This window comes from Okeania sp. SIO2B9, from assembly GCF_010672505.1.
GTDB classification, from domain to species: Bacteria; Cyanobacteriota; Cyanobacteriia; order Cyanobacteriales; family Microcoleaceae; genus Okeania; species Okeania hirsuta.
In genome coordinates this window covers 1-4,507 of sequence record NZ_JAAHGK010000595.1, presented here as the reverse complement: position 1 = coordinate 4,507, position 4,507 = coordinate 1, and the positions used below count along the sequence as shown (strand labels likewise).

Below are 4,507 nucleotides of genomic sequence, written 5' to 3'. Positions count from 1 at the left end.
CTTACCAAGATAATACAATTTTCTTGGTAAGAGTTTCAAAATTGTTAAAGGTTTATTTGAATTATTTATTAACTTAAAACTATTCAATCTTCCTGATTTAAAAAAATATGATGCTTCTTCATAAATCATTTAGATTTTCTACATAATCCATGGATATATTCGAGCAGATTATTTAATTCCTAGTTCATTTATTTTGATTAATTTACCGAATAATTAAGATTTCAAGCCTCTTTTTTGAAGAATAAATAAAAAAAAATCATTTTCGCCGATCCTATCAGTTTTCAGGAGAGGTAATGATTAATGATTAATTGTTAATTGTTAAAAAGCTTACTTAATCATAGTTAATTTAATTTTAATTCATACAAATTCCTGGACAGACTACTATTCTGCCCAAGAAATAAATTATCAAAAATCAAAAAAGTAAAATATTTGAGCGATAAGTCGCATTATCGCTACCGCGATCGCCTACTTAGTGGGCACAACCATTTCCATGATAATCATCAGTATCATAAAATCCATTCTTAGTGCCAAAGAATAGACAACCAATACTAAACAACACAGTTAATCCAATTAAAATTAATTTGACATCCATAATTACAAGCTCCTTAATATGAATTTAATTCAAACAAATGAAATTATAAACAATACTTGGCTAGAACGCCCATCTCCCGAAGTTGCCCCAGATTTAGTAGGTTGTACTTTAGTGCGACGGATGTCCAATGACCAAATTATCCGTAGCACCATCGTAGAAACCGAAGCTTATGCACCAGGAGACCCTGCTTGTCACGCTTATCGCAGTCGTACCCCACGAAATGCTGTGATGTTTGGCCCCCCAGGGATGAGCTACGTTTATCTCATTTACGGAATGTACCACTGTTTAAATATTGTGACAGATGCAGATGGGGTTCCTAGTGTTGTCTTAATTCGAGCTTTACAATTGGAGTCTGTGCCAGATTGGTTGTGGGAATACATACCAAAACAAAAATCAAAACCTAAAATTTCTCGTCTTGCTGCTGGCCCAGGTAAGCTTTGTCGTTTACTTGATATTGACCTTAGTTTGAATGGTTCACCTTTGGGAGTGGGGAGACCTATGTGGTTGGAACATCCCACGAGGCAACTTCAGGAAGATTTGCAAATAGTACAAAAAACTCGTATTGGCATTAGGAAAGGGACTGAGTTACCGTGGCGGTGGTATTTGGCTAACTGTGATGCTGTGTCTAAAATTTAATTAGGAGTCAGGAGACAGGAGACAGGAGACAGGAGACTGGAGACTGGAGACTGGAGACAACCCACCCCTAACCCCTCCCAGGAGGGGAGGGGAAGACAGGAGGGAGGAGGTAGAAGCTAAGTTTTGTCAATTTGGGATTTTTCTGCCCAACTATGAGCCTAAAATACTAACTTTTTGAGCGTTTTAGACTAAAAACCAGGCACTTTTTTCGACCTCAAAAAGGCACTTTTTTTTATATGTCAATGGTTTTAGATTTAATCAGCAAGCCATAAATAAAAATCATGAGAATTTTAAAACAATCTCCATCACTACAACAAGCTTTTTAAGCAAAAATTCAGGAAAAAATTTATGACAATAGACAAGAAGTGAAACAAGATTTAGGGGTGGTTTCTTTGGATAAATTGGCGCTGGTTTTTTTCAGTTTAAACAATTTAGAAACCAAATAAATGGCAACTTAGGCGAGACTTTTTTATCATTATTACTCATGTCACTACCTGACAATTGGGTAATGTTTAAAAATGCTTTAATTTCCACAAAATATAGAAACTTTACAGAAATCGATCTTTTAATTATTGGCAATGCAGGTGCTTTTTTAGTAGAAGTAAAAACTGGGAAAGGTTCATTTTCTGCTAATCAAGATAAATGGAAAAGAAGGGAAGGAGCAAAGTGGTTTCCATTAGAAAATAGCCCTACTTCTCAAAGTATATATCACAAAAAAATGTTTGAAAATTCGATTATGCCTCAAGTTTCTGGTTTCCCGGAAAATTTTATATTTGCTCCTGTTGTTTTTCCTGTGGCAAAATGGATTGGCATAACTAATTGTTCTGTTCCTGTATTGCAAGGTTTTCAAGAACTAACACAGATGTTACAGCAATATCCTAAATGTTTAACAAATGAGCAAGTTTTAATCATTAGTAAATTAGTTGAGAATTGTGATATTTTAGATATCCCTAAACCTTCTGCAAAACCAAAGCCTATTTTACTAAAACCTTCCGATCAATAATTCTTAATCCGGAAAACTGCTGCTAACTTTATGTACTAGACTGACAAATCTAAAATGGTGCGTTACAACGGATTGTTAAATACCTTTCACAGCTGATATTTTAGCCGTAATGGCGCACCCTACAATAATGAACTTAATAAGAAAAATAGCTCCAAATTGTTCTACTTTAGAATAAAAATAACAGTTCACTTTTCTTGCCTAAAAATAATTAAAATATCAATAAAAAATTAGCCATATAATATTTTGGGCCGATAACTTTTGTGAACAAAGTATGTGCAACTTACCCAGAATTGTTCTACTCTATATTATGTACTCAATAATTAATATAGAGTTGTAATATGCCCAGAACTCAACGTAATGATAATTTCATTGACAAATCATTTACGGTCATGGCAGATTTGATTTTGAAGCTGCTACCAACAAATAATCAAGCTAAAGAGGCTTTTGCTTATTATCGTGATGGAATGTCGGCACAGGGTGATGGTGAATATGCTGAGGCATTAGACAATTATGATGAAGCTTTGAAATTAGAAAATGACCCTAATGACCGGAGTTATATTCTTTATAATATAGGTTTAATTCATGCTAGTAATGGCGAACACGATCAAGCAATAGAATACTATCACCAAGCTTTAGAAAATAATCCGAGAATGCCTCAAGCTTTAAATAATATTGCTGTAATTTTTCACTACAGAGGAGAACAGGCGAAAGAAAAAGGTTCGTCAGAAGAAGCAGATGGTTGGTTTGATAAAGCGGCTGAATATTGGCAACAAGCAATAAGTTTAGCTCCTAATAATTATATTGAAGCTCAAAACTGGTTGAAAGTTACTGGGCGATCGACTAAAGATGTATTTTTCTAAATGTAGTTAATTTTAGAGTTTTGAAAAGAGGAAAAAATTACTAATGATTGACAGCGAACAAGTCCGTAAAGTTGCACATTTAGCTAGATTAAAACTTAACCCAGAAGAAGAAGAAAAATTTACGACTCAGTTAAGTAGTATTTTGGATTATTTCGAGCAGTTGAGTGAATTAGATACAGAGAAAGTACCTCCTACTACTAGGGCAATTGATGTTAGTAATATCACTCGTCATGATGATTTAGAAAAGTTTCCAAATAGAGAAGAAATTCTCTCTTGCGCTCCAGAGCAAGATGGAAACTTTTTTAAAGTTCCTAAAATTATGAGTGAAGAATAATATAGTAGGGAAGTAAGCATTCAGCAGTCAGCTATCAGCTATCAGCTTTATATCTAGATGGTGCGTTACATTTCATTAACGCACCCTACTGGACTCTGTTATACTGTTTCACTGAGTTCAAAAGTCAGAAAAATTATCTACTCTAGAATATTCAGTAAATTTCTCCTTTTCTTTTAGCTGATTCTCTGTTTTATCGGCATCAAGTTCTCCTATTATAGAGTTGTAATCATCTTCTAGGCTATCTGAAGAAAAGCCAGAAAAATTTTCCAATGGAAAGAAGATTAGCTGGAACGGTTATTATTGATGGGACTGATGATGAATATTAGCCCCAAAGTGATGAAAAAGTTCACATAATGTTACAAGTTGACGTGCGGAATGTGAGATTTAATGCTGCTTTCCCTCCATACCTATCCCCTATTCCCTTTTAATTAAACCTGTAAGCAGCTTTGTAACCTATTAATTAATTCTTGGTCTAAATAAGGCTTACTTAAATAGTCATTTGCACCTAATTGTTTAGCTAATGTACGATAGGGCTGACTACTACGAGATGTTAACATTAATACTGGCATTTGTGCTATAGGATATTGTTTACGACAACGACTGAGGAATTCAAAACCATTCATTTGTGGCATTTCTACATCACAAATAACAGCTTGAATTTGAGTATTTTGCTGTAGTTTTACTAACCCTTGCCATCCATCTTTAGCTTGAACAATATCATATCCTGCTTTTTGTAAAGTACTGGAAATAGCTTGGCGAGTAGTTAAAGAATCATCAATTACTAGAATAGTTGGTAGTTTAAAGAATAGACTGTTTAAATTTAGAAGTATTTTTTAGTAAATTTTTAGCATCTAATTGTTCTGTGTGTAATATTTTTTCTAATAATTGAATACCATCAATAACTGGTACTAAGCTCCCATCTCCTAAAATTGTACAACCATATAAATATGATGGTGCTTTTAAAATTTTGCTAAAAGGTTTAATGGTCAAATTTTGCTCCATTAATATTTGTTCAATTTTGATGGCAATTGTATCTGAAGATTCAGATACAATTGCCATCAAAATTGAACAAATATTAATGT

The 4,507-nt window shown here is 33.7% G+C and carries 8 protein-coding genes; 4 read left to right on the top strand and 4 right to left on the bottom strand.

The window, feature by feature from the left end:
- Nucleotides 1–469: 469 nt before the first annotated feature.
- Entirely contained in the window at nt 470–592 is a 123-nt protein-coding gene (locus F6K13_RS19780) for a hypothetical protein (protein WP_275670366.1), read from the bottom strand.
- Between the two features lie 18 nt (nt 593–610).
- Here F6K13_RS19780 and F6K13_RS19775 point away from each other — a divergent pair, with 18 nt between their 5' ends.
- The 4 genes from F6K13_RS19775 (at nt 611) to gatC (ending at nt 3,425) form a co-directional block, all read left to right on the top strand.
- Nucleotides 611–1,228 carry a DNA-3-methyladenine glycosylase gene (locus F6K13_RS19775; RefSeq protein WP_287273082.1) on the top strand — a complete coding sequence of 206 codons (618 nt, stop codon included), beginning with the start codon at nt 611–613 and terminating at the stop codon, nt 1,226–1,228.
- 484 nt (nt 1,229–1,712) lie between these two features.
- Nucleotides 1,713–2,231 carry a nuclease-related domain-containing protein gene (locus F6K13_RS19770; RefSeq protein ID WP_375340674.1) on the top strand — a complete coding sequence of 173 codons (519 nt, stop codon included), beginning with the start codon at nt 1,713–1,715 and terminating at the stop codon, nt 2,229–2,231.
- 338 nt (nt 2,232–2,569) lie between these two features.
- On the top strand, nt 2,570–3,091 hold the full coding sequence (locus tag F6K13_RS19765) for a photosystem I assembly protein Ycf3 (RefSeq protein ID WP_124144852.1): 522 nt from the start codon (nt 2,570–2,572) through the stop codon (nt 3,089–3,091).
- Nucleotides 3,092–3,134: 43 nt separating this feature from the next.
- Nucleotides 3,135–3,425 (top strand): Asp-tRNA(Asn)/Glu-tRNA(Gln) amidotransferase subunit GatC, encoded by a 291-nt coding sequence (gene gatC, locus F6K13_RS19760; RefSeq protein WP_124144851.1) that lies wholly within the window; start codon nt 3,135–3,137, stop codon nt 3,423–3,425.
- A 117-nt stretch (nt 3,426–3,542) separates the two neighbouring features.
- Here gatC and F6K13_RS19755 read toward each other — a convergent pair whose 3' ends face one another.
- From F6K13_RS19755 to F6K13_RS19745, 3 genes are all read right to left on the bottom strand, one after another.
- On the bottom strand, nt 3,543–3,695 hold the full coding sequence (locus tag F6K13_RS19755) for a hypothetical protein (protein ID WP_161564506.1): 153 nt from the start codon (nt 3,693–3,695) through the stop codon (nt 3,543–3,545).
- A 158-nt stretch (nt 3,696–3,853) separates the two neighbouring features.
- Nucleotides 3,854–4,204 (bottom strand): PleD family two-component system response regulator, encoded by a 351-nt coding sequence (locus tag F6K13_RS19750; protein WP_287288118.1) that lies wholly within the window; start codon nt 4,202–4,204, stop codon nt 3,854–3,856.
- A 19-nt stretch (nt 4,205–4,223) separates the two neighbouring features.
- On the bottom strand, nt 4,224–4,507 hold a 284-nt coding region (locus F6K13_RS19745; RefSeq protein WP_287288116.1), incomplete at its 5' end, for a chemotaxis protein CheW.